21 protein-coding genes are annotated in these 25,670 nt (G+C 64.5%); 13 read left to right on the forward strand and 8 right to left on the reverse strand.

What is annotated here, in order from left to right; all coding sequences use genetic code 11:
* Positions 1-1,557 precede the first annotated feature (1,557 nt).
* From wecB to KHO23_RS33425, 11 genes are all read left to right on the forward strand, one after another.
* The gene (gene wecB / locus KHO23_RS33375) at positions 1,558-2,754 is read left to right on the forward strand and encodes a non-hydrolyzing UDP-N-acetylglucosamine 2-epimerase (protein ID WP_211617167.1); all 1,197 of its coding nucleotides are present in this window, start codon (positions 1,558-1,560) and stop codon (positions 2,752-2,754) included.
* 165 nt (positions 2,755-2,919) lie between these two features.
* On the forward strand, positions 2,920-5,106 hold the full coding sequence (locus KHO23_RS33380; RefSeq protein WP_407946093.1) for a cellulose synthase: 2,187 nt from the start codon (positions 2,920-2,922) through the stop codon (positions 5,104-5,106).
* Complete coding sequence (locus KHO23_RS33385; protein ID WP_211617171.1) at positions 5,103-7,325, forward strand: glycosyl transferase family protein; 2,223 nt, start codon at positions 5,103-5,105, stop codon at positions 7,323-7,325. Before KHO23_RS33380 ends, KHO23_RS33385 begins: the two co-directional genes overlap by 4 nt.
* Entirely contained in the window at positions 7,322-9,814 is a 2,493-nt protein-coding gene (locus KHO23_RS33390; protein WP_211617173.1) for an NfrA family protein, read from the forward strand. The genes KHO23_RS33385 and KHO23_RS33390 overlap by 4 nt, the downstream gene beginning before the upstream one ends.
* Positions 9,815-9,829: 15 nt before the next feature.
* Positions 9,830-10,582: an alginate O-acetyltransferase AlgF gene (locus tag KHO23_RS33395; RefSeq protein WP_211617175.1), complete on the forward strand. Its 753-nt coding sequence runs from the start codon at positions 9,830-9,832 to the stop codon at positions 10,580-10,582.
* Positions 10,583-10,665: 83 nt separating this feature from the next.
* Positions 10,666-11,694 carry an alginate O-acetyltransferase AlgX-related protein gene (locus tag KHO23_RS33400; protein ID WP_211617177.1) on the forward strand — a complete coding sequence of 343 codons (1,029 nt, stop codon included), beginning with the start codon at positions 10,666-10,668 and terminating at the stop codon, positions 11,692-11,694.
* Positions 11,694-13,046 carry an alginate O-acetyltransferase AlgX-related protein gene (locus KHO23_RS33405; protein WP_211617179.1) on the forward strand — a complete coding sequence of 451 codons (1,353 nt, stop codon included), beginning with the start codon at positions 11,694-11,696 and terminating at the stop codon, positions 13,044-13,046. The genes KHO23_RS33400 and KHO23_RS33405 overlap by 1 nt, the downstream gene beginning before the upstream one ends.
* A 5-nt stretch (positions 13,047-13,051) precedes the next feature.
* Positions 13,052-14,818 (forward strand): MBOAT family O-acyltransferase, encoded by a 1,767-nt coding sequence (locus tag KHO23_RS33410; protein ID WP_211617181.1) that lies wholly within the window; start codon positions 13,052-13,054, stop codon positions 14,816-14,818.
* Between the two features lie 34 nt (positions 14,819-14,852).
* On the forward strand, positions 14,853-15,089 hold the full coding sequence (locus KHO23_RS33415) for an acyl carrier protein (protein WP_211617184.1): 237 nt from the start codon (positions 14,853-14,855) through the stop codon (positions 15,087-15,089).
* A 7-nt stretch (positions 15,090-15,096) separates the two neighbouring features.
* Positions 15,097-16,617: an AMP-binding protein gene (locus KHO23_RS33420; protein WP_211617186.1), complete on the forward strand. Its 1,521-nt coding sequence runs from the start codon at positions 15,097-15,099 to the stop codon at positions 16,615-16,617.
* A complete protein-coding gene (locus KHO23_RS33425) occupies positions 16,586-17,509 on the forward strand; it encodes an alpha-amylase family protein (RefSeq protein ID WP_407946092.1) in 924 nt (307 codons plus the stop codon). The genes KHO23_RS33420 and KHO23_RS33425 overlap by 32 nt, the downstream gene beginning before the upstream one ends.
* Positions 17,510-17,580: 71 nt before the next feature.
* Here the strand turns inward: KHO23_RS33425 and KHO23_RS33430 are convergent, their stop codons facing one another.
* On the reverse strand, positions 17,581-18,198 hold the full coding sequence (locus KHO23_RS33430; RefSeq protein WP_211617188.1) for a LysE/ArgO family amino acid transporter: 618 nt from the start codon (positions 18,196-18,198) through the stop codon (positions 17,581-17,583).
* Positions 18,199-18,295: 97 nt separating this feature from the next.
* Here KHO23_RS33430 and KHO23_RS33435 point away from each other — a divergent pair, with 97 nt between their 5' ends.
* Positions 18,296-19,189 (forward strand): LysR family transcriptional regulator ArgP, encoded by an 894-nt coding sequence (locus KHO23_RS33435; RefSeq protein ID WP_211617190.1) that lies wholly within the window; start codon positions 18,296-18,298, stop codon positions 19,187-19,189.
* A gap of 22 nt (positions 19,190-19,211) precedes the next feature.
* On the opposite strand, the gene KHO23_RS33440 is transcribed toward KHO23_RS33435, so the two are convergent.
* The 7 genes from KHO23_RS33440 to KHO23_RS35520 form a co-directional block, all read right to left on the reverse strand.
* Entirely contained in the window at positions 19,212-20,708 is a 1,497-nt protein-coding gene (locus KHO23_RS33440; protein ID WP_211617192.1) for a SulP family inorganic anion transporter, read from the reverse strand.
* A gap of 85 nt (positions 20,709-20,793) precedes the next feature.
* Entirely contained in the window at positions 20,794-21,420 is a 627-nt protein-coding gene (locus KHO23_RS33445; RefSeq protein WP_211617194.1) for a carbonic anhydrase, read from the reverse strand.
* Positions 21,421-21,448: 28 nt separating this feature from the next.
* Positions 21,449-21,751, reverse strand: a complete 303-nt coding sequence (locus KHO23_RS33450; protein WP_211617196.1) for a DUF4148 domain-containing protein — start codon at positions 21,749-21,751, stop codon at positions 21,449-21,451.
* Between the two features lie 112 nt (positions 21,752-21,863).
* Entirely contained in the window at positions 21,864-23,297 is a 1,434-nt protein-coding gene (locus tag KHO23_RS33455; RefSeq protein ID WP_236067082.1) for a heavy metal sensor histidine kinase, read from the reverse strand.
* Positions 23,298-23,365: 68 nt separating this feature from the next.
* Complete coding sequence (irlR, locus tag KHO23_RS33460; protein WP_211617200.1) at positions 23,366-24,049, reverse strand: heavy metal response regulator transcription factor IrlR; 684 nt, start codon at positions 24,047-24,049, stop codon at positions 23,366-23,368.
* A 665-nt stretch (positions 24,050-24,714) separates the two neighbouring features.
* On the reverse strand, positions 24,715-24,927 hold the full coding sequence (locus tag KHO23_RS33465; protein ID WP_211617202.1) for a hypothetical protein: 213 nt from the start codon (positions 24,925-24,927) through the stop codon (positions 24,715-24,717).
* A gap of 25 nt (positions 24,928-24,952) precedes the next feature.
* On the reverse strand, positions 24,953-25,087 hold the full coding sequence (locus KHO23_RS35520) for a hypothetical protein (protein ID WP_268963974.1): 135 nt from the start codon (positions 25,085-25,087) through the stop codon (positions 24,953-24,955).
* Positions 25,088-25,243: 156 nt separating this feature from the next.
* Between KHO23_RS35520 and KHO23_RS33470 the strand changes: the two genes are divergently transcribed.
* Entirely contained in the window at positions 25,244-25,633 is a 390-nt protein-coding gene (locus KHO23_RS33470) for a DUF4148 domain-containing protein (protein WP_211617203.1), read from the forward strand.
* The last annotated feature ends 37 nt before the right edge of the window (positions 25,634-25,670 follow it).

The following is a 25,670-nucleotide window of genomic DNA, read 5'->3' on the forward strand; positions in this document are numbered from 1 at the left end:
CTGCGGGCTCGAGGCACTCTAGGCAGACGAGCTGACTGTCCATGTGGCGACAACTGATCGGGTCGACGCCACAGGAGGGAATATACAAGTAGGCAAAAGAAAGCGGCTCACCCCGCCAGCTTATAAGCGGGTCCCCCGCACAGCCTCGGTTGTGGTGCATCTGGAATCCGTGCCCCCGCACATTCGGCGTGAGCGACAAAGGTGTCATTCGCTCCCACTCCGCACTGCGTGCGTCGCGGATGGGTCTGCAGGGGAAGCCAGGGGCTTCGTTTGCGGGCAGTGGGGGCCATCGGCTTCGCCTCGGCGAAACGCCCAATGCGCAAATACGGCCGCGCTTTGTAAATAGCGTCGCTTCTCTCCGACCTGCCAGCAAGTCGTGCCAACCCGCACAGTTAAAAGTTCGTACTTCGAATTATGCATCTGGGCATCTGGGCATCTGGGCGCAGGTGCGAAAGAGGCGAAAGAGGCGAAAGAGGTGGCCAACACGATGCAGGCCGAGCCGCTGTGCCGAAGGAGGCGGCCACAACACGATAGAGGCCGAGCTACTGCGTCGAAAGAGGGGTAAGCGCGAAAACGCAGCGATCGGTTTTATAGAATGCGCTTCGGCGCGCGCAGCGCCGCCGGAAGTATGACTCCCTTGTCACTCACGCCGAATGTGCGAGAACACAGATTCCAGATGCACCACTACCGAGGCTGTGCGGGGGACCCGCTTATGAGCTGGCGGTGTGAGCCGCTTTCTTTTGCCTACTTTTCTTTGCGGCAGGCAAAGAAAAGTAGGTGCCTGCCCCGCACAGGGGCGACGCTAATAGACCACGAAAAAAACAAGGAAAGGCCAACGTCACAGGCACGCAAACAAACAACAACCACCCCCAGACACCCAAACGCGCGATCAGCGCCCAAACCTATCCATCACTGTCGCGCTGCCGCAACAGCACTTCACCTGCGCGCTCGCGCAATCCCAGACCCCGAACGCAGCCACCAAACTCAAACACAAATCCAGCAAATGAGACGCTCAGTCAACTAAAGCAAATAGTTCGTGATATCACCCACACCCTGTCGAATCCGCCGATAACGTTTGCGCAGCCTTAATCAGCGGGCAATTCAAATTGTTCGAATGGAGTGAGGAAATTGTTAATTCAGATTTGACATTTTATGTTTTTAAAAACAATCGGACTGAATTTAACGTTTCCCTAAGTATTTGGAAAACGTTTGCGCCAGCTTAATCACCCGGCTTCGTCGGTAAAAATCCCCGCTTCACGCCCGCGAGGCACCACCTTGAATACCCCATATAGGGGAAATCTATTGTGGGATAAGCGGAAATACGCGCTAGAATGCGCTTCGATTCACCATCAATAGCCGCTCGTTCAAACGACAGCGACGCTCGCGTGAATCCAGTCGGCAGTTATTGCATCCGATCGATTCGTTCTCTGTGTATTTGGGAACCGCTGATAGTTATCGGCGACGGGCAAGTCAGATCGGTAAATCTGGGGCACGATATTAACGCGTGCGCCGCATTGTCTGCCGCCAATAAAACATTCAAAAAAAAGACCAGGGCATATGCAAACGAGGATTCTGTCGATTTTCGGCACGCGGCCGGAAGCCATAAAAATGGCGCCGCTAGTCAAACAACTGGAAGCCGATACCGGCATCGAGTCGATAGTCTGTGTCACGGGGCAGCATCAGCAGATGCTCGATCAGGTGCTTGACCTGTTTCAGATCAAGCCACATCGCAATCTCGCGCTGATGACCGGCAACCAGACGCTCAACGGGCTGGCTTCGCGTCTTATCGCGTCGCTCGACGACGTGCTCGCAACCGTGCAGCCCGATCGCGTGCTGGTCCACGGCGACACGACCACCGCGTCCGCGGCGGCGCTGGCCTCGTTTCACCGGCGGATTCCGGTCGGTCACGTCGAAGCGGGTCTGCGCACCGGCAACCTGATGCAGCCCTGGCCGGAAGAAATGAACCGCCGAGTGGTCGACGTGATGAGCGACTTGATGTTCGCGCCCACTGCGAGCTCGAAAGCGAACCTCGCGCACGAAGCGCTGCACGGCAAGATCATCGTGACCGGCAATACAGTGATCGACGCGCTGAACCTCACCACCACGCGCATCGACCATGACGCGGCACTGCGCGCCGAACTCGACGCGCGCCTGCCGTTTCTCGATGGCGCGCTGCCGGTGCTGCTCGTCACGGGCCATCGCCGCGAGAGCTTCGGCGCGGGCTTCGCGAACATCTGTGCGGCACTCGCCGACCTCGCGAAGACCAACACGGTGCAGATCGTCTATCCCGTGCACCTGAACCCGAACGTGCGCGGTCCGGTGCAGGAAACCCTCGGCACGGCGCGCAACGTTCATCTGATCGAGCCGCTGGATTACCTCGGCTTCGTGCGCCTGATGCAGCGTGCGTCGATCATTCTCACCGACTCGGGCGGCGTGCAGGAAGAAGCGCCCGCGCTCGGCAAACCGGTGCTGGTGATGCGCGACGTGACCGAGCGTCCGGAAGCGGTGGCGGCCGGCACGGTGCGCCTCGTCGGTACGAAGCGCGAAGCAATTGTGCGCGCGGTGAAAGGGCTGCTAGACGACGCGGACGAGCGCGACGATTTCGCGCATCGCGTCAACCCATACGGCGACGGCCATGCGTCGCAGCGGATCGTCGCGGCACTCACCGGGCGTCCGTTCGACGAGTTCGTGAGCGGCGGCGCGGGCGAGACCGGTCAGGTTCTGCGCGCGCAACGCGCGGAAACCATTCAGTAAGGCCGCACCGGGCGCTGTTCTGCCGTTGTGGAAATACCGGCAAAGCCGCCGGCCGTGCTGCCTGCAATAGCCGGATCGCAGTTCCAGACAATTGATATCGCGCAACGCCGCTCCACCGTTTGCGCGCTAATGACGAGACAAGAAAACGTGACCTCCAATACGCCAATGCGCCGCCTCGCGCGCCCCCGCCTGAACGCCCTTGCTGTGCTGATGCTGTTCGCCTCGATGGCGCATGCTCAACAGCCGGCCGATCTCGCCGCCAGCTTCGCGCAACTCGGCAGCGGCCGTCTCGCCACGCGCACGGTGTCGCTGGCCGAACTGGGAATGCGCGATCCGGTCGTGCTGCGCGCGCCGGACGGTCGTCAGGAACTGTATCTGCCCGTGCCGGCCGACGTGCCGTTGCGCGACGCGGCCTTGCAGATCGACGGCAGCTATCTGCGTGGCAACGGTGGCCGCACGACCATGCTAGTGTCGCTCGATGGCGCGCCGGTACTCTCGCGCAGCCCGGCGCAGGACCAGGGCGACGCCTCCACGAGTGTTGGCGTGGACGGCGCCGCGCGGCCGAGCGGTTTCGTGCGCGTGGGCCTTGACTGGTCGTCGGTGCTCAATGACAACGTCTGCGCCGATCAGAGCGCGATCGGCAACGTGTGGCGCATCGCGCCGACTTCGCGCCTGACCTATCGCTACGATCCGGACGCGATCGTCGATCTGCGCAGCGCGTGGAGCGCATTGCCCTACAAACCGGTGGTGATGGTCGGCGCGCGCACGTTGACCGCGTCGGCGTTCGATGCAGGCTGGCGCGTCGAAGCGCTGCTGCAACGCGAAGGCCGTACACCGGCCACGCGGACATGGCCGGCAGTGGGCGACACCGTCGATCTGAGCGACATCGAGGTGCCGGCGCCGCTGCGCGCGGTGCCGGCATTTGCCGCGCTGGCCGCGGGCGGTTCGCACACGCTGGCGAGTCTGGCGGAAGCGGGCGCCTTGATCGCGCTGACGCCGCGCTCGGCATTCGCGCCGGACGTCATCGTCGCCGATGACACGGTGCGCAACACGCTGAAGACGTCGCTCGATGCCTTGCGCGAACAGGTTGTCGGCGCAGCGCCGGGCGCGAGCGACGCGTTCGACGCGTGGCGTGCCCGCGCGATCGATCCGGTCGCAAAGCCGCTCGCGGCGGGCGAAGTGCGCCTTGCCCACTTCGGCGGTCAAACCGCGATCGTGGTCGGCGATAACGACGGTGTGGCAATTCTCACGCGCACGTGGCGTCCGATCGACGTCACGAGCCGTCTCGTGGTTCATCAGATCGACACCGCGCCGAATACGCGCGCCGACGAAATCGCGCTGTCACTGCTGGGCGGCCAGCCGCGCACGCTCGACGTGCAAGGCCGCGCCACCTGGGACGCGAGTTTCGATCTGGGCGCGGTATCCGGCAACGGCAAGCTGCCGGGCGCCGTGGTCCTCGACGTAGCCGCCTCGCCGACGCTGAATAACACCGCGCAGACCGCCTCGATCTATTTCAACGACGTGCTGATCGGCTCGCAACTGCTGAACGCCAACGGCAAGCCGCAGCGCATTACCGCGCGTGTGCCGCATTACGCGCTCGCGCCGAACAATCTGCTGCGCGTGGTGTTCCAGCGTCAGCCGGAAGGCGGCTGCCAGCCGCGTGGCCAGGGTCATCCGATTGCGGTGTTGCCGAGCAGCCATCTGACGCTCGCCGACGCGACGCCCGGCGACGACTTCACCGGCATGGTGGCGCGTTTCGCGTCCGAAGCGAATGTGATCGTGCCGGCCTCGTATCTGAACGACGCTACGCAAGTGCTGCCGCGCGTCGCGCGACTGGCGAACGCCAGCGGCATCGCGCCGACGCGTGCGACCTTCAGCGTCGCGCGTGACGGCGAAGCGGTGAACCCGAAAGGTGCCTTCCTCGCGGCCGACGTCAAGCTCGCCGATGAGAAGAGCCTCGCGCGTCTGTCGAAAGATCGCCTGTCGCTCACGGATGCATCCGGCAAGGTTCTCGCGGACGTGTCGGGTCTGAACCGCGTCGGCGTGATCGAAGCGGTGAAGGCGGGCAGCGTCCCGGGTATCGTGTATCGCACGGTGGGGGATACCGCGGCGATCTTGCCGGCGTCGTTGCAACTCTCGCGCGGCGATGTCGCGATCGTCGACGCCAGCGGCACGCTGCGCCATTTCGATACGCGTCATCCGGGCGAAGTGATCGACGCGGAAGACGTGCAGGGTCCGTGGTTCATGCAGAACTGGGTGCGCTGGGGCATCCCGGCCGGCCTCGTCGGCTTGCTGATCCTGTTGCTGCTGGTCGCCAACGTGGCGCGCCGCAGGAATCAGGACAAGTCGTGAGCATCGCGCTGATCAAATGGTATGCGGGCTACGCGGTAGCTCACTACTACCTGGGGCTCGAATACGTCGCGGCGCTGGTGGCATTCATCATTCTGCTGTCCAGCCTCGACGATCTGTTCATCGACCTCTGGTATTGGACCCGCACGATCTACCGCCGCTTTACGGTGCAGCGCACGTACAAGCCGCTCACGAGCGCGCAGCTGTATCAGCGCGAAGAGCAGCCGATCGCGATCATGGTGCCCGCGTGGCACGAGTATGACGTGGTCGCGGCAATGATCGAAGACATGGTGCGGGTCATGGACTACCGCAACTATGTGGTGTTCGTCGGCACTTATCAGAACGACCCGCAGACCATCGCCGAAGTCGAACGGATGCGGCGCCGCTACAAACAGCTGCGTCGCGTGGAAGTGCCGCACGACGGTCCGACCTGCAAGGCCGACTGTCTGAACTGGGTGATCGCGGCGATCTTCAGGTACGAGCAGGAGGCCGGCATCGAATTCGCGGGCGTTGTGCTGCACGATAGCGAAGATGTGCTGCATCCGATCGAACTGCGCTTTTTCAATTATCTATTGCCGCGCAAGGACATGATCCAGTTGCCGGTGGCCTCGCTCGAGCGCAACTGGTTCGAGCTCGTGGCCGGCACCTATATGGACGAGTTTGCTGAATGGCACGCGAAGGATCTGGTGGTGCGCGAGAGCCTGGTGGGTTCGGTGCCGTCCGCGGGAGTGGGCACGTGCTTCTCGCGGCGCGCACTGCTCGCGCTGATCGCCGAGACGGATAACCAGCCGTTCAACACCGAAAGCCTGACCGAGGACTACGACGTCGGCGCGCGCCTGGGCAAGATGGGCATGCAGTCGATTTTCGCGCGCTTCCCGGTGGAATTCGCGACGCGCCGCAAAGCGTGGTTCGGCTTCGGCCGCGAACGCGACATTACTGTGACGATGCCGCTGTGCGTGCGCGAATTCTTTCCCGATACGTTCCGTACTGCTTACCGGCAGCGTGCGCGCTGGACGCTTGGCATCGGCTTGCAAGGGTGGAAGCAGACAGGGTGGAGCGGCTCGTTGGCCAATCGCTATCTGCTGTTTCGCGACCGTAAGGGCATTGTCACCGCGTTCGTCGGCATTATCGCGTACGTGCTGGTGGTTCAGTTTCTGCTGTTCGCCGGCGCCGATCTGCTGGGCTGGATGCCGGATCTGATCGCTTCGCCGTTCGCCGATTCGCCGTGGCTGCAAGTGCTGCTGTGGGCCAACGGGTGCGCGTTGCTGTTGCGTGTCGTGCAACGAATCTATTTCGTGACCCACCTGTACGGTTGGGAGCACGGCGTGCTGTCGGTGCCGCGCATGGTGGTGGGCAATTTCATCAACTTCATGGCCGTTTCGCGTGCGTGGAAGATGTTCCTCATGCACCTCGTGACCGGCAAGCGGCTGGCATGGGACAAGACCATGCATGACTTCCCCTCTGCCGACGGCTTTAACAATCGCCGTCAGCGTCTGGGTGAATTGCTGCTGTCCTGGCAAGCCATCGATCCGGACAAGCTCGAACAGGCGCTCGGCGAAAGCCATGCGCGTGAGGCGCCGCTCGGCCGCGTGCTGATGGCCAAGGGCTGGCTCGACGAGGAAACGCTCGCGGAAGCGATCGCCTTCCAGTCAGATTTGCCGCGTGGCCGCATGGTGCTCGAACGCATCAAGGACGACGCCGGGCGCCTGCCGCTCGACGCAATCGTGCGTCATCGCGTGTTGCCGCAGGCCGATCTTGCGAGTGGCCGCACGATTCTGTTGACCGCGAGTCCGCTCGCCGACCCGGTGTTCGCGGAACTGAGCGCGCTGGTCGCGGGGCCGGTGGTTCAGGAGATCGTCCGTGAGGGCGAGATCGCGGCGGCCCTGCGGGTGTTGCGCGGCGTCGGGATCGCGGCGCCGGGTGGTGAGGGCGCTGAGGGTGTACGGGCGGGCACGGTGGATGGTGCATCGGCGGGCGCCTTGACGGGCGAGGGCGTTGAGCCTGTGCCGGCACGCAGCGTCCCGCTGATCGGCGATCTGCTGATCGAGCATGGCCATGTGCGCCGCGAGGCCTTCGAAGCGGCCATGCAGCACTACCGCCCGGATCGCCACGGCCGTATCGGCGACTACATGGTGGCGCGCGGCGTGATCTCGCGTGCCGCGCTCGAGAACGTAATCCAGCAACAGCGCCGCCTTCAGGGCGCTCTGGCGGCATCCGAATGATCGATTCATTTTCTTTCACCCTGCGTGCCATTGCCGCTGCCATGGTGGCGGGCGCGTTGAGCTTGAGCGGCGCGGCGGCCTTTGCGCAGGGCACGGCGTCCGCGCCGCAATCGGCCGGCTCCGGATTGAACGCGCTGCCGTTGAGCGGCGCCGCCTATCGGGTGGCGCAGGACGCGTATGCCGCCTATGGGCGCGGCGACTACACCGGCGCGATCGCCCGGGCGCGCGAGGCGATTCGCCAGCGCCCCGATGTCGTGTCGCTGCGGGTGTTGCTCGCCAACTCGCTCGCAGCGCTTCGACGTTATAGCGAAGCAAGCCGCTCGCTTGGCGACGCGATCGCACAGATCGGCCGCGATCCTGCGCTGATTTCGCGCCGCAAGCAGATCGACGCGCTGAACGCGTCGACCCGCGCGGTTGCACGCAGCGGCCGCCAGCAGTCGGGCGACCCGGACGCGTTGACCGGCGCCGCGCTGTCGGCCGCGCAGCAGGCCTACAAGGCCTATGCGGCGAAGGATTTCACGGGCACCGTCAAGTACGCGAACGATGCGATCTCGCTGCGTCCCGATCTGCTGCGCCTGCGCTTGTTGCTGATCGACGCGGCGAGCGCAGCCGGTCAGGATACCGAAGCATGGAACGCCGATCTCGATGCAAGCAAACGCTTCGGCGACAGCGACGAATTGCGCTTGAGGTGCAGCTTCATCGGCAGCCGTCTGGCGCCGAAGTCGTCCGATGCGTCGTATGCCGCGCGCAAGACGGGCGACTACGCGCGGGCCACGGTGCTCGCGCGTGAGGCGGTCGCCTATGCGCCGGATCAGGTTGGCTACCGCGTCCAGTTGATCGACACCTTGTTCGCTACCGACGATCTACCAGGCGTGCAAGCGGCGGCGAGCGAGGCGATTGCCGCCGACGATACGGAAATCATGCCGCTCGCGCTGCGTGGCTACGCGCTGGCCGCACAGGGCAAGACGGCGGATGCCGACGCGGACTTCGCCAAAGCGCTGCATGCCGACGATGCGACCCAGCGCAATAAACGCGTGGCGCGCGTGATCATCGCCGATGTATGGATCGCCGAAGGACAGCCGCAGCGCGCGCTCGATCTGCTCGCGCCGTTGAAGATGAACGGCGACGACACCGATCCGCCGATCGCGCTGCGTCGCGCGCAGGCGCGGCGGGAGTTGGCGCAGACGCCGGCCCCCACCACGCCGATCGATCCCGCACGCCGTCCGCTGATCGACTGCGTGGTCGATCAGTTCGGCGCGAGCTGCGACGTGTACGCCGCCGATCCCGGCTTCGCGGCGGCGCGTGCCGCGGCGACAGCCGCCGCCGCGAACGACAAAGCCGGCGCGCTCGGCTATGCGCGCGAAGCCGTGAAGGCCGCGCCTGATGATCCGCAGCATCGGGTGGATCTGATCAACGCGCTCAGCACGGCTGGCGATGACCGCGCCGCGGCGCGCGAAGCGCAGCACATGGTCGACGCCGGCATGCTCGACGCGATGCCCGACATGACCGCCGCGTACATCGCGCAACGGGCCGGCAACAACAAGGTCGCATACCAACGCTTCGCCATCGCCGACAAGTCCGGCACCATGCCGGACAGCGCGTATGCCGATGCGGGCTATGCGGCCGCGGACGCGCACCGCAATCGCGAAGCCGCGCAGTACTTCGAGCGCGCAATCGACGCGAGCGCGAAACCGTCCGACGACGCGCCACCCGCCAAGCCGGCGCAACTGAACGAGATGCGCAGCGCGCACGCCGAGGCCACCCGCAACTGGGGCTTCGACGCATCGATCAACTATCGCGGCGCCGGCATGCAGCCGGGCTATGCGTCGTCGCCGACACCGGGCACATCGAACAACTGGCAGGCCGGCGTGGAAGCCTACTGGCGTCCGTTCGGCAGTCTCGGCGACCGGATGTTCGAGCTCTATGCGCGCGGCTACGAAAGTTTCGGCGTGAAGAACGGCGGCGCGAGCGGCGTGGATACCTTGCAAGCCAGCGTCGGCGCGCGCGCCAAGCCGTTTTCGCAGATCGACGCGATCGTCGCCTTCGAACGGATCATTCCGATCGGCTCGCAGGTCAATCCCGACTGGCTCGCGCGGCTCGCGTATTCAGGCGGTTATGGCATCGAGCGACGGGTGGACGTGCCGTCGTGGTGGACTGCGCAGATCTACGCCGAGACGGGCGCCTATCTGAACGCAGGGTCGGTCTACGCGACCACCAATCTCGAAGTGGGCCGCACCTTCCGCATGGACCGCTACAGCCCGAAGTGGACCGTGTTCCCGTACGCGGTGATCGGCGCGGACTACGATTCGAGCGTCGACCACAGCATGCCGCTCGGCGCGGGTGTGGGGATTTCGACGCGTTACTGGTTCCGCGACAGCAAGTACGACGCGCCACGCTCGTATGTCGATCTGTCGGTGCAGTACCGCTTGAAGATCACCGGCGACGATCGCGCGCGCGGCGTGTTCTTCGGTGCGATCTACTCGTATTGAATCCGGATGAATCAAATGAAAAAAATCAGCTTGGGTAGTTCGAGGGTTGCCATGTCTTGGGTGGCGCTATTGTCGGTCGGCGTGGCGCATGCCGCTGCGGACGATGTCGCGAGTCTCTATGGACCGCAACCGCCCGCCAACGCGTCATATCTGCGCGTGCTGAACGCATCGTCGCAAGCGGTGCGCGTGGCGCTCGCTGGCAGCGAGGCGCCGCAGACGCTCGCGCCGGGCGCGGTCACGCGTTTCAGCGTGCTGACACCGGGGACGCCGGCACGCGTCACGGTCGACGGGAAGGTTTTGGCCGATGCCGCTTGGGCCGATGCGGCGGCGAATGCAACGACCAATGCAACGACCAATGCAACGACCAATGCAGCAACTCACGCAGGCGACGCTGTAACCGTCGCGTTGCGGCATGACGCGAAGGGCTGGCATGCGACGCGGATCGTCGGCCGCTACGAGCGCGTCGACGGTTTGAAGGCGACCTTGCGCGCGTTCAATTTTGCGCCCGGTTGCAGCGCGAAGATCGGTGTGGACGGCAACGGTCCGACGGTGTTCGCGCAGGTGGCCGCAGGCGCGCAGGACACGCGCGCCATCAATCCGGTCAACGCGAAGCTGGTGGGGCGGTGCGGTGCGGCGGCCAGCGCGGCGTTGCCGTTGCCGGCGCTCGCTGCCGGCGACAGCTACAGCCTGTTCGTCACCGGCGACGTCGCGAAACCGGTGTTGAGCGGCGCGCGCGATGTGCTCGCGTGGCCGCCGGCCGCCAATTGATCGCCGGACGATCGCGATACGTTTGCCGCGCGCGCTGCTTCATCTGCTTCACTGCTTCATATAAATCACGGGGACCCCACACAATGACCGATGCCAGCCGTTCGTTCATCCAGGCGCCAGCCCAATCGAAACCGCTCAACCGAGTTCGTCGTCGCCTGCTGCTCGCTCTCGCTGCGGCGCCGCTCGGCGGCGCATTATCGTTGCTGCCGCGCCGCGCGTTCGCCGCGGCGTCGACCAGCGTGATCGAAGGCCGCAATCTGTGGCTCTATCCCGGCTGGGAAAGTCTCACCGATGACGCGACGCCCGCCTGTCTGAAAGCTGTCGATCTGATTCATCAGGCGACGGACAAGCTGGCGGCGCGCGGCATTCACAGTGTGATGGTGATCGCGCCGCTGAAAGCCCGTTTGTGCCCGGAGAATCTGCCGGACGGCATCGCGATGTCCGCGAGTGTCGCAAGCCGCTACGCCGCGATTCGCGCGCATGCCGACGCGCTCGGTCTGCAGATGGTGGATGGCGACGGCGCGATCGCCGAGGTCGACGCTGCACAGGAAAAGTACATTCGCGCCGACTACCACTGGAGCGGCCACGCCGCCGAAGCGGTCGCGGAGCGCGTTGCCAAACGCCTTGCCGCGGCGGGTTCGCTTAAGGGCACCGCCGGTGCGGGCAGCCGCCTTGGCACGTGGAACGAGGAAGTCCGCTACGGCGACCTCGCGACCTTGCTGCCGCCGGAGCGCAAGAAGGCAGTCGGCAAGGATCACTTCATCGTGCGCACGGTGGTGGAGGCGCCGGGCCTCGTCGACGGCGGTCCGCCGGTTGTGCAGGTGGTCGGCAATAGCATGGTTCAGCCGTACCTCGGCTTTCCGCAGAAGCTCTCGAATGCGATCGATCGCCCGGTCGGTTTGACGTGGACCTTCGGCGACACCGGTCCGTGGAAGACGCTGCTCAACTATCTGGAATCGCCGGACTTCAAGGCCAATCCGCCGCAAGCGATCGTCTGGCAATTCAACGAAGGGCAGATGATGAATCGGCCGAGCGCGGGCGGCCAATGGGACGCGGCCTCGGTGATGGCCGACGATGCGTTTCTCGCGCGTCTGAGCAAGGCTATCGCCTGATGAGCGAGTCAATCGGAGGCACGGCGGAACGCGCTGCGGCGGGAACGGCGGTGGGCCATGCGGCGGACACGGCGGCAGGCGCTGCGACAGGCACGACGGCCCGCGCAGCGGCGGGAACGACGACTCGCACGGCGGCAGCCACAGCGCGCACGGACAGCAGAACAGCGCATGGCCGCGCGGCAGCGACGCCAGAGCCGCTCGCTCAGCCGCTCGCGCATCGGCGCATTGCCTGGCTGATCGCGCTCCTGCTCGGCCTCGGTTGCGCCGCCGCCTTGACTTCGCTTGTCACGCAGTCGCGCAACGGCACTTCGTTCGACGTACATGGCTGGCGCGACGGCAGCCTCGGCCACCACCTCGATCGCGCGATCGACGTGCCGTACGCGCGATCGCTGCATCGCTGGCAGGCGGCGGTGCGTTACCGCCTGTTCGGCGACCTCGGGCATCAGGTGCGCGAGGGCTGTCCCGGCTGGCTGTTCTATGCGGACGGTCTGCGCGCGCCGGTGCAACCGGGGCATGATCCCGTCGAACGTGCCGATGGCGGCGATGCGTTGACCGATGCGCGCATCGCCGCGCTGCATCGTTACACGGACGCGCTGCGCGGCGCTGGGATTCAGCTGGTGGTCGTGACGGTGCCCGACAAGGCGCGCGTGGAAAGCGAGGCGCTGTGCGGGCTGCGTCAGGACGCGCGGATGACGCAGCGTCTGACTGTCTGGAACCGCGCGCTGACGGCGAGCAAGGTCGCGCACGTTGAATTGCTGCCGGCCCTGCAAGCTGCGCGTCCCGCATTTTTCCGCACCGATGTGCACTGGAATGCGCAGGGCGCGCAAGCAGCCGCACAGGCGGTCAGTGCTGCGGTACTGCCGTTGCTCGGCAAACCCGGCGACACAGAATTCACGCATGCGACGGCGCAACCCGCTCCGCGCATCGGCGATCTGCTGACGCTCGCGAATCTGAATGACGTGCCGGACGCATGGCGGCCCGCGCCCGATGTTGTCGCCGCGCAGACGTTGCAGGTGCAACGCAGCGGCGGCCTGCTCGACGACGGTCCCGCCGCCGACGTGCTGCTCGCGGGCAGTTCGTTCTCGCGCCGCAGCGCGTTTGCCGAGCGCCTGAGCGAGCAGCTCGGCCGCGAAGTCTGGAATGTCAGCCTCGACGACGGCCAGTTCGATCGCGCGTTGCAGGCAATTTGGCGCGAGCGGGCCGCGTGGCCGAAGAGCGTGCGCATGGTGATCTGGGAAATGTCGGAAGACGCGCTGTCAATGCCGGTCGATGCGTCGGCACCCAACGAGGCAACGACCGCAAACGCCGCCGTGCCCGTCACTCCCGTTGCCGCACCGGCGAAGCAGGACTGATCGCGATGCTATTCAATTCATTCATCTTCCTCACGCTGTTCCTGCCGCCTGCGCTCGCCGGCTACTACCTGCTTGGCCAACGCATGCCGCGCGCCGCGGCAGCGTGGCTATGCGCCGCGTCGATCGTGTTTTACGGCTGGTGGAATCCGGCGTTCGTCGGCTTGCTGGTGGCGTCGATCCTGTTCAACTACGCGATGAGTTGCGCGATCGTCGCGGCGCCCGCGCAGTCGGCACGCCGCCGCTGGCTGCTCGGTCTCGCGATTGCCGCCGATCTCGCGCTGCTGGTGCGCTACAAATATCTGGCGACGCTGCTCACCGCGCTCGTGCACGCAAGCGGCATTGCGCCCGCCGATTGGCTCGCGCACGGCATGCAGGACGTGATTCTGCCGCTCGGCGTGTCGTTCTTCACCTTCACGCAGATCGGCTATCTGCTCGATTGCAACGCGGGGATCGTCAAGGAGCGCGACCCGCTCGGCTACGTGCAGTTCGTCACGTTCTTTCCGCATTTGATCGCGGGGCCGATTCTGCATCACAAGGAAATGATGACGCAATTCGCGCAGCCGGCCACGTACCGGCTGCGCGCGGAGAATCTTTCGATCGGCGCGTTCGTGTTCACCATCGGTCTCGCGAAGAAGGTGCTGTTCGCCGACACCATCGCGCCTTTCGCCGACGCAGGTTTTGCCGCGCCGCACGAACTGCAGGGGCTGGCGGCGTGGGGCACCTGTCTTGCGTACGCGTTGCAGCTTTACTTCGATTTCTCCGGTTACTCGGATATGGCCATGGGTCTCGCGAAGATGTTCGGCGTGCGCTTTCCGTTGAACTTCAATTCGCCGTTCAAGGCGGCGAGCATCATCGATTTCTGGCAGCGCTGGCACATGACGCTCACGCGTTATCTCACGGCTTACCTGTATTACCCGATGGCGATGCGGATCAATCGCAGCCGCGCGCTGGGTGGTCTGCCGATCGGCCGTCTCGCGCAACGTTCGACGCGCGGTTTTCTCTCGACGGTCGCTGTGCCGACTTTCTACACGATGGCGCTGGCCGGCATCTGGCACGGCGCGGGTTTGCAGTATCTGATTTACGGCTTGCTGCATGCGTCGTATCTCACCGTGAATCACGCTTATCGCGCGTGGCGTGCGGCGGGTGCGCCGGGCGCATCGGTCGCATCGGTCGCATCGGTCGGTCAGGCACGCGCGGCCGGAGCGGTCGCAGCAGGGACGGCAGGGACAGCAGCAGGTCCGGCTCGTGCGATAGGAGCGGCCGCGACCGCAGCAGAATCGGCTCGTACGATAGCAACGACAGGGGTCGTCGCAGCATTCACAGCAAGTTTCACGGCGCGCATTCGCCATGCTGGGAATGTCCTGCTGACCTTCGTGGCCGCGCTGGTCGCGTTTGCGTTTTTCCGCGCCCATGGTGTCGGCGATGCGCTCGCATTACTGCAAGGCATGGCGGGTTTGCACGGCGTCGAAACGCTCGACTGGCCCGCGTGGGGCACGGCGAACATGAGCCCCGTCGAATGGCTGCATCTGGTCGCGGGCCGCTCGACGCTCGCATTGCAGATCGCCGCGCTGCTGGTGATCGTCTGGTGCACGCCGAATTCGCATCAATTGATGGGGCGCTTCTCGCCGGCACTCGAACGCGCGGCCGAGGGCTTGCCCGCCGCACTGACATGGCGGCCGTCGCTGCGCTGGACTGTCGCGATGTTCGGCGTGCTCGTATTCTGCGTCGCGCAGTTGCATGGTGAGGTGCGTTTTCTCTATTTCCAGTTCTGATTACCGGAACGACGTTTGCGCAAAGGACAACACAATGACTCAAAACAATACGCTGCACGCCGACGTAGCGGCACTGGTCGAATCCGTCGTACTGCGCCTCGTGCGCGATGACGAGCTGCTACTCGAAACGGGGCTGGTCGATTCGGTGCTGGCCGTCGAAATCGTGATGGGTGTCGAGATGCAATTCGGCGTGCGTATTCCGCCTACCGAGATCGCCGAGCATCTGGCATCCGTGGATGCGCTTGGCGCATTCATCGCCGCCAATCGCTAGGCATCCTATGCGATTCGATCTTGGCAAGAGCTGCTTTGTCGATACCGATGTGCGTGCCGACGCGTGGGCAGTGATCGGCGCCGATCGCGCGTTGCGCTGGCAGCAGTTGGCGGAGCAGGCACACGCATGGGCCGGGCAGGCGCACGAGCACGGCTTTGCCGCGGATGTGCCGGTGATCGTGCGCGGGCACAAGGAAGCAGGTTTCTTTGTGGCGATGGCCGGGGCGCTTCTCCTTGGCGCACCGTTTGTACCGGTCGACACGATCTACCCGGATGAGCGGATGCGGCGCATTGCCAGCACGCTCGGCGCGCAGACATACTTCGACGCGCATAGCGGCCGTTTTGTGAGTCTGACCGGGCGGGGGCAAGGCGCGCAGATGGAGCCGGTCGCGGCGGCATCAGCTTCGGCTTCGGCTTCGACCCCACCGTCATTGCACGAGAAAAACCTCGCATACGTGCTGTTCACCTCCGGCACGACCGGCGAGCCGAAAGGCGTGCAAATCGGCCGCGAAAGCGTCGCCGCGCTCGCCGACTGGATGGCGGCCGACTTTGAACTCGGCGACGCACCGGTGTTCCTGAACCAGGCGCCGTTCAGCTTCGATCTATCGATGTACGAAGTCTTTGGCACGCTCGCGCTCGGCGGCACTGCCGTCCTCGCTTCACGTGCAATGACCGCACAGGGCGCACCGTTTCTCGCCAACCTCGCCCGGCATGGCGTGACAACCTGGGTGTCGACTCCGTCGTTCGCGCAGTTGCAGTTGCTCAATCCGCAGTTCTCGCAAGTGGGCTTGCCGGCGCTCGACACCTTCCTGTTCTGCGGCGAAGTGCTGCCGGTTGCTCTCGCGCGGCAACTCCGCCAGCGGTTTCCGGCCGCAAGGATCATCAACACCTACGGCCCGACCGAGGCGACGGTGGCGACCACCTGGATCGTCGTCGACGATGCGGTCCTGGCTCATCACGCGCGTCTGCCGATTGGCCGCGCCAAGCGCGGCGCCGAGGTTTTCGTCGATGACGGCGAGTTGTGCATCGCTGGCGCGCACGTGATGCGTGGCTATCTGAATCGCGAAGACCTGAACGCGGCACGCATGTTCACCCATCACGGCGAGCGCGCGTTTCGCACCGGCGATCTGGGCGCGGTCGATGCCGACGGCCTGCTGTTTTGCCAGGGACGCATCGACGATCAGATCAAGATGGGCGGCTACCGGATCGAATTGATGGAGATCGACGCGGCTTTGCGCGCGCTGCCGGATGCGGCGAGTGCCGCCGCCGTACCGTTGCGGCGCCCGGACGGCTCGGTTGCGCGGATCGTCGCGTTCGTGGCCACCGGCAGCGACGATGGCCGACTACCCGGCGCGCTGCACGACTGGAAGGCGCTGCTGGCCGCGCGCCTGCCGTCGTATATGATCCCGTCAGAATTGCTCGCGTGCCGGACCTTGCCGGTTTCGGTCAACTTCAAGATCGATCGCGTGCAGCTCGCTCAGGACTATCGCGACGTTCATGTCAACGCACAGCGCCAACACAATGGGTGATTCACACCGCTGTCAGATTCGGGAGCGGGAGCCGGTCTCGCCGCGCCGGCGCGCGCTGCTCGCCGCGGGCGCGTACGCCGCGCTCTTATACGGCTGCTCGGCACCGGGCGCCGCCGATGCCGGCGCGTTGGCGCAGGGCGTGGTCTGGCAGCCCGACGAAGATCATGCCGATCCGCGTGGCGACTGGAATCGCCTCGGCGTGACCGATCTGCTGGTGCAATGGACAGCGGTGAACGGTACGTCGTTTCTGCCCGGCACCACGATGCAAACGGCCCAACGTCTGCCTGACTGGACACGGATTGCCGGCGAGCCGTGGGCGCGCAACGTGATCGTCGGTCTCGCCGGACGTTTCGACGAAACCGCGGCCCGTGCGCAAGCGGCGCAACTGGTCGAGCAATCGAAGCAGCTGCTGGCCGTGCGGCCGGCGGTTCACATCGACGGTTACTACTTTCCGGTTGAAGTCGATCCGACCTGGAAGGATGCCGCCGCGCTCGCGTCCTTGCTCGACAAGCTGCCGCGGCCGCTGTGGATCAGCGTCTACGACAATTCGAATATCGGAGGTCCGGCGCTGGCGGCGTGGCTGGACGGCTGGCTGCCGCACGATGTCGGTGTCTTTCTGCAGGATGGTTGCGGCGTCTATGCACGTGGCCCGGCGGCTGCGCGCGAGTATGCCGATGCACTGGCCGCACGGCTCGGCAAGGACCGCGTAAGGATCATCGCGGAGGCATTCCGTCCGGCCCAGGGCGGCGCGTTCCGCGCGGCGACGGCTGCCGAATTGTCGCCGCAATTGCTCGCGTATCGTGGCTACCGGACCTATCTGTTCGACGGGCCGCACTACGTATCGACCCAGTTGGTGCAGGATCTGCTGGGCAAGCAGCAGGCGCAGAAGTAGGGCGCCTGCTTGCCGATGCGCAGGAAGTAGACCGCCCGCAGGTGTGCAAAAAGTAGACCGCCTGTCGACACTCAGCGCAACTGCGTCACTGCCAGCAGCAACACCATGCTGCCGATCGCGCCATCCAGCACGCGCCACGCGCTCGCCCGGCGAAACAGCGGCGCCAGCGCACGGGCGCCGTAACCCAGACCGATAAACCAGACCCCGCTCACCGCCATCGCGCCGAGCGCGAACGCCACCCGTGCGCCGGCAGGTTCGCGTGCGCCCGCCGTGCCGATCAGCAGGAAGGTGTCGAGATACACGTGCGGATTGAGCCACGTGAAGGCCAAAGTCATCAGAATGATCGGCATGGCACGCTGCGCGGGTCCCGCGCCGCTCGCATTGGCGTCCAGCACCGCGTGGCCGGGCCGCACGGCGCGGCGCAGCGCGTTGACGCCGAACCACGCCAGATAAGCGAGCCCCACATACAGCATCGCGTGGACGAACACGGGATAGCGCTCCACCAGAACCGAGGCGCCCCCCACCCCCGCGCCGATCAGAATGAAGTCCGACAGCGCACACAGCGCGACGATCTTGCCGACGTGCGAGCGCATGATGCCCTGACGCAGCACAAAGGCGTTCTGCGCGCCGATCGTCACGATCAGCGACGCGCACAGGGCGGCACCGTGGGAAAAAGACAGCCAGTTCATAATCGATCCAGTAGACGGGGGAAGCGAACGAGGCTAGTCTGCGGTTTTGCTGATCGTAAGAGAAGCTAATTCACTTAATGCCGATTAAGGAGCGCTAATGCTCGACTATGCGTTGCTCGACGCACTGGCCGCCGTGGTGCGGCACGGTTCGTTCGACCGGGCGGCCAGCGAACTGAATGTGACGCCTTCAGCCGTATCCCAGCGGGTCAAGCTGCTGGAGGAGCGGGTAGGGAGTGTGCTCGTGAAGCGCGGCCAGCCGTGTGTCGCGACCACCTCGGGTGCGCTGCTGTGCCGTCATACCGAACGCGTGCTGTTGCTGGAAGCGGAACTCACCGGCCGGCTGCCGGCGCTGCCCGGCGCGCTGGTGGAGCCGTGGCCCGCGTTGCGCGTGGCGGTCAACGACGACAGCGTGGGCACCTGGTTTATCGACGCGGTGGCGCAGTTCTGCGTGGAACGGGAGATGCTGCTCGATCTGGTGATCGACGACCAGGACCACACCGCGCAGCGGATTCGCGATGGCAGCGTGCAAGGCGCGGTCACCACACAAGCCGAGCCGGTGCAGGGCTGCCGCTCGACGCGCCTCGGCCGGATGCGCTATCTGGCGGTCTGCACGCCGGCGTTTCGCGCGCGCCATTTTGCCGATGGCGTGACGCGCGAGTCGCTGCGGCGGGCGCCGTGCGTCGATTTCAATCCGAAGGATCAGTTGCAGAAGCGCTTCATGCGCCGCATCACGCGGGCCGAACTGGACCCGCCCTTGCACTGGATTCCGCACGTTGCCGGTTTCTTGCGCGCCTGCGTAACCGGCCTCGGCTGGGGCATGTGCCCGGAACGCATGATCGCGCCGCATCTGGCCAGCGGCGAGCTGGTGGACATGGCGCCCGGCAAGCATATCGACGTCGATCTCTACTGGCAGAGCTGGCGATTGTCGATCGGCTGGCTCGACGATTTCAGCGCGGTGCTGCGCAAACGGGCGACGGAGTTTCTCGATTGACGGAGGCCGCTGCCGCCCCACGCTAGCGGCGCGTCGGCCACTGCTTGTACTCGATGCGTACGCCGCCAGCGCTCGCTCGCGCCGCGTAAGTGTCGACCACCTGATGCACGTCGTGGTCGATATGATCGGCGTGAGTTGCATCGAGAATCAAGGTCGCCCCTGACGGAATCTGCCCGAGATAGTGCTTCAGTTGCGGTGTGCAGAAGAAGGTCGCGCTCTTGCGCAGGCTCAGTAGATAAAAGTCGCCATCTTGCGTAAAACTCAGCACGCGGCGGAAGTTGCGCTCGACGACCAGCACCACGCTCAATGCGAAGCCGATCGCGATGCCGATCAGCAGGTCGGTCGCCAGCACGCCCGCGATGGTGCCGATGAACGGCACGGCCTGGGCGACCCCCGCCCTCCCCATCGACACGAACATTTGCGGCTTGGCGAGCTTATAGCCGGTATGAATCAGGATCGCCGCTAGGCTCGCGAGCGGAATCAGATTGATCACGTGGGTCAGCGCGAGGCAGGCGATCAGCAGCATGACGCCGTGCGTCATGCAAGACAGGCGGCTGCGCGCACCAGCGTGCACGTTGGCCGCGCTGCGTACCACCACGGCGGTGACCGGCAAGGCGCCGAGCAGCCCGGCAAGCAGATTGCCGACGCCTTGTGCCTTCAGTTCGCGATTGGGTGCCGCCTTTTGATGGCTCGGGTCGATCTGTTCGAGTGCCTCGAGACTCAGCAAGGTCTCCAGGCTGGCGACAATCGCGATCACCATGGCCACGCGCCACACATCGGGATTGCTCCACTGGGTGAGATCGGGAAACGTGAATGCCTGACTGAGGGTATCCCACGAGCCGAGCAGCGGCATGGCGACACGTTGTGCGGAGGCGAGTGCCAGTTCCGGCGCGAATGTCTCGACGAGCGCGACGGCGGCGATGCCGAAAGATACCACCGCGAGCGGTGCGGGGATTGCGCGCACGAGCGTAAAAGCGCGCAATGCCGGCATTTCCCACGCGAACAGAATCGCCAACGACGCGAGCGCTAGTAGGGGTATCGCGGCCGAAATACCGCCATTGACCAGACCCGCCGCCAGAGGGAGTTGATTCAGGATCAGCAGAATGCCGATTGCGGCAAGCATGCCGTTGATCACGGGTGCCGGCACATAGCTCGCCAATCTGCCGGCACGCAGGAAACCGAACACCCATTGCAGGGCGCCCGCGAGTACCAGTGCGCCCAGAAACGCGGAGAAGCTGCCGAGCGTGGCAAGCGCCTGCACGACGATCACGACAAGGCCGGCGGCCGGGCCGCTGACACTCAGTCGCGAACCGCTTAGCAGTGCTACCACGAGGCCGCCGATCACGCCGGCGAGAATGCCGGCAAATGGTGCGACGCTCGAGGCTGTTGCAATGCCCAGACATAGCGGCAGCGCGATCAGGAAGACGCTGATGCCGGCCAGCAGATCGGTGCGCCAGGTTGATGCCGGGTTGGCTCGTGCGGGCGGGATATGAGGTGGGGTGGCGTGAACTTGCGTCATCGGTAGACTTGCCTCGAAGCTGGAAATGGAGCGCGGCGCCTGCAGCACAGGCGAATCGCGCATTGGACGAGTGAGTTGCGGGCGCTCAACCGGCCGCTTCGTGGGCGTCGGCGGTTTCGTTGAGTGCCCACTCCGGGTGGGCCAGCGCTTTCAGGCGGCCGTCGTGCATTGAAAATATCCAGCCGTGAATCTGCACGTGCGGTTGCGCGCTTTGAACCAGCGGCATCGCATGCAGCGCTTGCACCTGGGCCAGCACGTTGAGTTCGGCGAGCCGGTCAGCGCGTTCGCCGAAACCCTGCAGCAGACGGAGTTCCGCTGCATGCAGCGCGGCTAACCGGCGAATCGGGTCGATGCGGCGATTGACGTTAGGCAGCGCGGCCGCCGGCGGTCGCAGCGCAGCTTGTACACCGCCACAGCAATGATGGCCGCATACTACGATGTGCTGCACGCGCAGGACGACGATCGCATATTCGAGCACGCTCGCGAGACTGTCGTCGTGTTCGCCGACCAGGTTCGCGATGTTGCGATGAACGAAGATCTCACCGGGCATGGCGCGGGTAACGGCTTCGGGTACGCGGCTGTCGGAGCAGCCGATCCACAACACGTTGGGTCGCTGGTTGCTGGCGAGCCGCTGGAAGTAGGCGGGATCGCGAATGCTGATTTCGTCGGACCAGGCGAGGTTTTCGACCAGCATGCGTTGGGGGTAGGTCATCGGTGCTCCTTGTGTCGTCGCGTTTGCTTCAGTCCGTGCTGGCCCAGTAACGCTCCAGAATCTGGTGGCGCGCGCGGTTCGCATCGATTGTGCGCTGGCTCGGTGGATAATCGGCCTCGGTGGTTGGGATGGTTCCCTCGCGGCGCGCGTCTATGAGCTCCTGGCGGACCTGCGCGCGTGTCTTGCCGATTGGCCGCGATTGCGCGGCAGGCACGTACTGCGACGACTGTGAGGCGGCTAGCGCGGAGACGCTCTGGTCGTTGTCGGCGAGCACGGACGTGGATAGCACGCTCATGAAGATGACAGCTAGCGCAATTCGCTTCGATTTCATATCCCTCTCCGTAAATGATTGGCATGCCGAAGTTGTCTTCAGGCATGACTCATTCTGCGGGGAGAGGCATGATGCGGCCGTGATCGCGGGATGATAAATCTGTCATTTATCTCTATTTTTCGCGTCGCTTCTGACTGCTGCCGCGTTGCCCCCTTAGCGTCGACAGAATGGTCCGCCTTCTTGGGAACCGTAGGCTGAACGTGGTGCGCGTGTGCGGGATGCTCTCGACGCTGCATTCGCCACGGTGCTCGTTCATGATCGACTTGACGATGGCGAGTCCGAGGCCGGTTCCGCGCGCCGAGTTATAGCGCGCGGGGTCGACGCGATAGAACCGGTCGAAGATGCGCTCCAGGTGCGGTTCCGCGATACCGGCGCCGCTATCGGATACAGAGAGCTGGGCATAGCCAAGCCCCTCGGCGCAATCAAGCTCGACTGTGCTGCCGCGTGGCGCGTGGGCCAATGCGTTCGAGACCAGATTGCTCAGCGCGCGCTGGACGAGCAACACATCGCCTTCGAAGCTCGCGTTGCCCTTCACGATGATCTCCACGCCGGCGTCTGCGGCCATGCTCTCGTAGTAGCCGGCGACACGCAGTGCTTCGTTGCGCGCGCTGACCTGCTGTAAAGACAGGCAGCGTTGCGCGCTGTCGGCGCGAGCGAGGAACAGCATGCTGTCGATCAGGCGCGAAAGCCGCTGGAATTCATCCACGCTCGACTCGATTACCGCACGGTAATCGTCCGCGGAACGGGGTTGCGAGAGCGCGACTTGCGCTTCGGCCAGCAGGTTGGTGAGCGGCGTCCGCATGTCGTGTGCCAGGTCGGATGAAAACTGCGTGAGACGGGTGAAGGATTCGTGCAGTCGCGCCAGCATGCGGTTGAAGGCGTGGCTCAACTCCTTGAGTTCGCCCGGCATGTCACGCTCGGGCAACGGTCGTGCGAGACGGCTGCTGGAGATCTGTTCGGCACGGGCAGTCAGGCGGGCCAGCGGGCGCAGTCCGAAACGCGCGGTCCACCACGCCAGCAGCGCGTTCACCAGCGCACCGATTACGCTGACGAACAGCACGTTGAGCGCGTAGGCGCGAAGCAAGGTTCCCTCGGCGGTGGCGTCGTATTGGACGACCACGCGCACGCGCGTGCCGGATTGGCCGCCGAGCGGCGCCATTGCTACCAGAAAGCGCATCGGCTTGCCGTCCACCGTCACTTGCACGGGGGCGAGACCGGCACGTACCGCGAGCGTCTCGGCGTTCGGCCAGTAACCGTGAGTGCGGGTGAGCGGCGCCTCGTGTTCATCGAATAGTGCGATGTCCAGATTCTGATGACCGCGCAACGGGTTGTACCAGACATCACGATTGGCGCGGATCGCGTCGACTCCGGGCATGGTCTGCAGGCTCAGCTGCAGGGTGGCGAGGGTCGCTGTCATCTCGCGAGCCGAGGTCGAGTCGATTCGCGTCTTCAGGCCGTGGTACAGCAACACGCCGTTGAAGACGAGCAATAGCGAGGTCGATACGGCGAACAGAACCGATAGCCGGCCTCTCAGGGTGCGCGGCATGAGCGGCGTGAACGATTTGCTCAATCGCTGTGCCGCTGACGCCAGGGTCGCGAGACCTGGATGCCGCTTCATCGCGAGTCACCGTTGCGTTCTTCGAGCACGTACCCCATGCCGCGCACCGTGTGGATCAGTTTTGGTTCGTAGTTGTCATCGACCTTCGCGCGTACACGCCGAATCGCGGCATCGACCACGTTGGTGTCGCTATCGAAATTCATGTCCCACACCTGCGAGGCGATCGTCGACCGCGGCAGGATCTCGCCGTGCCGTCGCATCAGCAGCCACAGCAGTGCAAACTCCTTGGCGGTCAACAGGATCGTGTCGCCTTGGCGCGTGGCCTTGCGGCGCGTCAGGTCGAGCGCCAGGTCTGAAACGTGCAGCGAGGCGGCGTCGCGCCCATGGCCACGCCGCAAGATCGAACGGACACGCGCCAACAATTCGGCGAAATCGAACGGTTTCACCAGATAGTCGTCTGCACCCATTTCCAGACCGCGCACCTTGTCATCCAGGTCGTCGCGTGCGGTGAGCAGCAATACAGGCGTGGAACGCGTGTGGCGCAGATTTTTCAGGACGGTCCAGCCGTCCTGGCGAGGCAGCATCACGTCGAGGATGATCAGGTCGTAATCCTCGGTTAGTGCGAAATGCTGGCCGGTCACGCCGTCTTCCACCCAGTCTGAGACAAACCCCGCTTCTGTCAGACCCTTTCGGAGGTAGGTGCCGGTTTTCGCTTCGTCTTCGACGATCAGAACTCGCATGGTCTTTTCTCCTGGTGACGCCCTCCGCGCCGCGTTTGCGGTGCGGCGTGTGAGAGCCGCGCGGACAGGGCCGCGCCCCCTGTTGTGAGCGGCGCTAAAGGCGAGCGGGAATGTGTGCCCTTTGCGATGACAAGCGCGGATGAGCGCTGGCGTCAACGAGCCGTATGCCTTGCTCGCCCCGATAGAGGCAGCATGGATGCGTGAGGTGGTTCAGGTTGCGGCGCGTGAGTCCGGCTATCGGAATGGAATCTGCCGATGCGGTTGCGCGGATGCGGATGAGCGCGCACCGGGTCGCCGGCAGCGCGATCGGTGGGAAACGGATCGCTTTGATGTTCTTTTTCATATCGTCAGGCATGCATGGAACCGTACCGAAGCAGCGACTAATTTTGAGACGCTTGGTCGCAAGAATCGGATAGGAACATTTGTCATGTTTTCCTGAATGTATGCAGTACTTATACCACGGCGTTATTTAAAATGGATACCGTTCATGCAGGCGTGCGGTGAGTTGAACGTAGGCGGCTAGCTGTCGGATCAGCCGTGCCGATCTCACGCCGGAGTGCCTGCGGATATCGTCAGCGTGCGATTGCGCGTTGCGTGCAGGCACCGTGTGCGAGAATTTCTCGCGAGGTGGATGAAGCTGCGGTGAAACCATTCGGTGCGCAAAATTAGTTGGCGCGGGGGCGATGATCCGGCATGAGTTCCGGCGAGGTTCGGCGCATTGTGGCAAGCAGTTCGAGCGAGAGCAGGCCGTGTGTGGGCGGAGCGCTGTTGCGATTCAGGGGCGTGACGGTGGGCGATGCGGAGGATGGCGCACTGCCGTCGAACAGATGCGCGGGCTGGCCTAGCCAGAACGCAATCGAGCCGATTGCAATGGCCACCAGGCTGGACGCCAGAGAGAGCGTCTCACCTCTGCATCGGCGGAGCCGCGTCCTGAGCGCCGACATGACCGTACTTACGGTTGAAACGCACATCGCCACGCATTGCATTGATCGAATACATCGCATGGGATTCCGGTTCGAAGTCGAGTGCGTCCATCATATAAACGCTTCACCGATATCAAGATGAGAACAACATGACAATTTCGTCATACAGTCCTCAGGCGCTCGTCCTGGATGACGGAATTGTCATGTAAAGCTCACGTTTGCGCAGCGGGCGACCCTCAGGATCGGAACTCACTTAAAAGGAGAATCGATCATGCGGAATGCGATATGGTTGGCCGGATTCGCACTGAATTGCGCCTGTGTGAGTGCGGCAGTGGCAGTCGACACGATCCCGTTGCGCGAACCCGCGCCGGGACCTCATGAGTTTTATCTATCCCACGAGCGTATTTTGCAGAAGCCGCAGGTGTTGAGCCAGCGCGATCCTGTCGTGCCGGGGCTTCAACCGGCCTCGAGTGTGCAGTTGACGCAGCCGGCGGCACAATTGCCGCCGGCGCCGCAGGGAAAAACCCGCGATGAGGTGAAACGTGAACTAGCCGCCGCACGCGCGTGGGGCTGTATGGATGTGCCTGATAGCCAGTACCCGCAGCCGTGCCCGTCGCAGGGTGTCACACGCTCGACGGCGGAGGCGTTTCAGACCGAGTAGCGCGACGTGCGGGCGGCGATGTGCACACGTTGGAGCC

Source organism: Paraburkholderia haematera, assembly GCF_905220975.1.
GTDB lineage: Bacteria > Pseudomonadota > Gammaproteobacteria > Burkholderiales > Burkholderiaceae > Paraburkholderia > Paraburkholderia haematera.